Raw genomic sequence first — 3757 nt, 5'->3', positions numbered from 1 at the left:
TAGCCCAAGATAGGAATATAAAAGATGTCATTACTATGATGAGGCGCTCAAGCAAAGACAACATCGGCGCCATTCGTAAACGAAACACGGCAAGAGAAAGAACGATCGAAGGTCTGTTCAGATCCGGTTCAGACCCCCGGCCGGATCCCAAGAACGACATCCTAAAGTGCCTCAAGATCGCTGATTCCCTGCCCTCTCCGAAGCCGCTTGTCATGGCCGCGACAAACATCTTCACGTCCAGGAGGGGGGAACTTGAAATCCTAAGTCGCAACACCCCCGCAGCCTTTTGCGAGGTGGCGGAACCGGGAACGCCCTTTGAGTTTGAGATGACCATCGACGAAGAGTTGCTCGCAAATCATATGAAATTGATGCCCTTCGTTAAATTCCGTGACCATAACGATATCCTCATGGCCTTGCAGGACCATGCCAAGGTGATGGCCTATCTGGAGAAGAAGTACCTGGAGCGTAACGGCCGTGAAGAACTCTGGGACCCGAAATTTGAACAGGAATTCACCATCATCAGGATTGGTTGGGGGAGCGGCTGGTCAGGCTCTTCGCTTTTCCCGGTCCTTGCCGGGTATTCTCAGGAAAGGGTTTTGGATAGGCCCCTTTCCAGGAAAATGGTGATTAACAGCGTTGGCAACCCACAGATGATGCTAGGTTGGGCGAAGCTGACGATCGTTCCAGTACCATGAATGCAACGGCAGGAAGCATTGCGGTTTACCTGGAAACGGAAAACCGGGAGGAATGGAGGGAACCCGAGGCAAGGGCCCTTTTCCTTGAAAATAATATCCCTTCAGGCGATGAGCCTGTCAGGGCAGGCCCAGTTGTAGCCTCACGCTCCGGGTACGTAGGTTTCATTGTGTGTGCTCCCTCGCCGGCAGGTTATGCCAGGTTGGCCCTCGGTCTGACGTCGCTTTTCGGCAAAACCATCGAGAGTCCAGGGGGCCGATGTCGTGTTGTCCGCGTTAATGCCGACCCTTCGGCCCACCCGTGGGTGCGCGTCGTGAGATGCCGACGTGGGGGGACTGAAAGGCCGCTTCATTCCCCGGTGAGGCTACGTACCTGGACTCCGCTGGTAAAGCCTTTCTCGATTCTCAATGAGATCCGGGAGGCTGAGATGATCCTGGGCCTTACGTCATCGTGGGTGGGATCCGTCGAGGGCGAGGTTCCAGGCTGGAGTATCACCTCGGTCCGTCTGGTCAATGGTACGGATAACAAGGACTTCATGTTCGGTTCCGTAGAATTGTGGAGTCGTCACCCTATGGCGGGCCGGATTCTTGATGTAGCGATCCTTAAGGGTTTTGGGACCGATAAGGGGAAAGGTTACGGACATTTGGACATAGTCCCCCGGAAAGGGAGTGACCGGAATTGCGTTTAAGGATCAAGTTAGGTATCGAGCCCGGTTCATCGATCGATTTCAACTACCAATGGTATCTATCATCGGCCGTATACTCCTGCTTGTCGAGAGCGGCTCCGGACTTCACTAAAACGCTTCACGATGTCGGATTTCCCCACCTCGATGGACCATCTTTTAAATTCTTTACCTTCAGCAACCTTTGGGCCGGTAGGGGTAAGACAGGCATCGACGGGGGAAAGCTTGTTTTCGATACCGATCACCTGCTTTGGAGGTTCGCCTCACCCATACCGGCTGTTTCCACCCTCTTCGCGGAAGGGTTACTTTCGTTGGGGACGTTCCGGATAGCTGGCCTCGAAGCCGAAGTGATGGAAGTATCCGATGAAGGGTCACCTGATCTGGGGAAAGGCTCCGCCTCATTCAGTTGTATTTCGCCGCTTGTGGCTAGTGAAGCCGACGAGAGGCTCGGGCATCGGTATCTTACCCCGGACCAGGTCTCCTTTTGGGCTATCGTGGAGAACAATCTTTATAAAAAATGGGAGACCCTACACGGGACAGCCCCTAAGGACAAGGTCCTATTCAAGCCTGACCGCGATTATATCTCCTCCAGGAATACGGGGAAGAAGATCACTATCAAAGAGCGTTACATCGTGAAGGGCCACCTTGTCCCCTTTTCGGTGGAAGGTCCTCCGGAGCTTCTTTCTTTGGGGTACTACGCGGGTTTCGGCAGCCGCAACAGCCTGGGTTTCGGAATGGTCGAGGTATACAACAGGCGGTGATTCTGGAGGTTAAGACCATGCCTAATCAAGTCTTCCTCATAAAAAAAGTGGTTTTAAAAAGGAAAACCAACACTATAGAAATGGAAGATCCTTCCGGTGGGGGTAAAAGCCTGATCCCCATTCTCCAAATATCGGAGATCTTCGCCCTGGAAGGAGCGGACATCGATGGCCCCGCCCTAAACCTTCTGTCAGAAAAGAACGTCCCCGTCCATTTCTTTGACAAGGGTCATTTCTCAGGTTCCTGGATGCCCTTTATTTCAATACTCTCCGGTCAGGTCTCCCTCGCTCAGTACTCCTTTCTGTTAGATCACGAACTCAGACTTGAACTTGCCAAAGAAATAGTGAGGGGCGCGATCCGACTTCGATGCATGGCGGCAAGAAAATTGAAGCCTTCCAGCGTAGATCTTTGGGAAGATCGCTACCTCGCTCTTATGAGCAAGGTTTATCTCGAGACGAAGAAAGTCATCCCTGAAATAAAGGACCTGATAGGTGAATTGGATAACGAGAGGAGGCTCGAATTAGGGATGGACTCCTCTTCACTCCGCCTGCTCCAGGGGCTGGCTAAAGCTACGGTAATCGGAAGTTTCGCAAAACTATCTTTAGATTCGTGGGTTGGCGTCCTTCCCTTGGGCAACAGGTCCGATACTTGCCTTGTGGAGGACCTCTATTTCCTTTTCGAGCCTTTGTTTGTCGATCTATGGCCGTTTGAGTACCCCAAAGACGGTAAGACTCTGGAAGATGTACCCCGTTATTACAGGGACCATTACCGGCGACCGGCCGCCAGTGACGGGAAGAGGACTTGGAGTCTCCGGTCCTTGCCTGTCAGGGAGGGATACGCCTTGATATCCCACTTCATGGGAGAAAGCCAATACCGGTCGGTCCGAAAAGTGGAGTTCCCTCAGTGACGGACAGACCTGTCTCATTCGGGTGGTCTTTATGGTGCGCCAGGGCGGGCCAGCTTTTTGAGTGGGGGATATCTCCCCAAGGTGATAATGGAATATCAGGATTGGACGAGCAATGGTATCGTCACGGTGCCGAAGCTAACGTAGACCTTCTTGAAGAGGATGCCCATCCTTCCAACGTAGCTTTCATCGATGGCGGTCGGCTGGTCCAATCGTTGCCGGCCTTGACTTTCCCCGTTTGGGTTGGAGTGACCATCTTCTGGTTAAGAAAGATGGGTCTAAAAAAGGGTAAGGTCACCGATGGAAAGAGAACGGTTTCCGTAATTCTGTCGGAGAAAGCAGAACCCATATATTGTGAGTCTGAGGGGTCCCCATCCCGCTCAGTGAAAATGTTCCCGGGCTTTAAGTGTGCTAAATGCCCCTATGAGTTTTTTTGCCGGTTTACGAGGGAGGTCGCCTATGATGAGCATGACCGGTGAAAGGCCGGAGGTAATTCAGGGTTGGCGGGGTCCCCATCTTTCGATCTTCTTTCCCAGAAAAGTGGCGGTCAACCCCTTTATCCCTCTCAGAAAGGCCCAAATGGAAACAATGATATACCCCCAAAAAAGGGTTGAGGCCGATAAGGCACTTTTGTTGGGTGCATTGATGGAATATGACCGTTGGGCCCGAAGCTGTATCGATGCTCCCGGAAGCTTGCAGTCTCTTGTTCAGTCAACCAG

General features: G+C 52.4%; 3 protein-coding genes. All 3 read left to right on the top strand.

Annotated features, from left to right (window positions below; translation table 11 throughout):
* Positions 1-35: 35 nt before the first annotated feature.
* The 3 genes from csm5 (at position 36) to GX108_03975 (ending at position 3041) form a co-directional block, all read left to right on the top strand.
* Entirely contained in the window at positions 36-695 is a 660-nt protein-coding gene (csm5, locus tag GX108_03985; GenBank protein ID NLO56199.1) for a type III-A CRISPR-associated RAMP protein Csm5, read from the top strand.
* A 676-nt stretch (positions 696-1371) separates the two neighbouring features.
* Positions 1372-2136 carry a CRISPR-associated endoribonuclease Cas6 gene (gene cas6, locus GX108_03980; protein NLO56198.1) on the top strand — a complete coding sequence of 255 codons (765 nt, stop codon included), beginning with the start codon at positions 1372-1374 and terminating at the stop codon, positions 2134-2136.
* A 17-nt stretch (positions 2137-2153) separates the two neighbouring features.
* A complete protein-coding gene (locus GX108_03975; GenBank protein NLO56197.1) occupies positions 2154-3041 on the top strand; it encodes a hypothetical protein in 888 nt (295 codons plus the stop codon).
* Positions 3042-3757 lie beyond the last annotated feature (716 nt).

Source organism: Thermovirga sp., from assembly GCA_012523215.1.
In the GTDB taxonomy this organism is placed as follows: Bacteria; Synergistota; Synergistia; order Synergistales; family Thermovirgaceae; genus 58-81.
The sequence above is the reverse complement of the archived record's forward strand: the minus strand, read 5'-3'. Positions and strand labels throughout refer to the sequence as shown.

Bases quoted from the DNA above. Each gene is read 5' to 3' on its own strand.
- csm5 (NLO56199.1), top strand. From the start codon at position 36: ATGATGAGGCGCTCAAGCAAAGACAACATCGGCGCCATTCGTAAACGA.
- GX108_03975 (NLO56197.1), top strand. From the start codon at position 2,154: ATGCCTAATCAAGTCTTCCTCATAAAAAAAGTGGTTTTAAAAAGGAAA.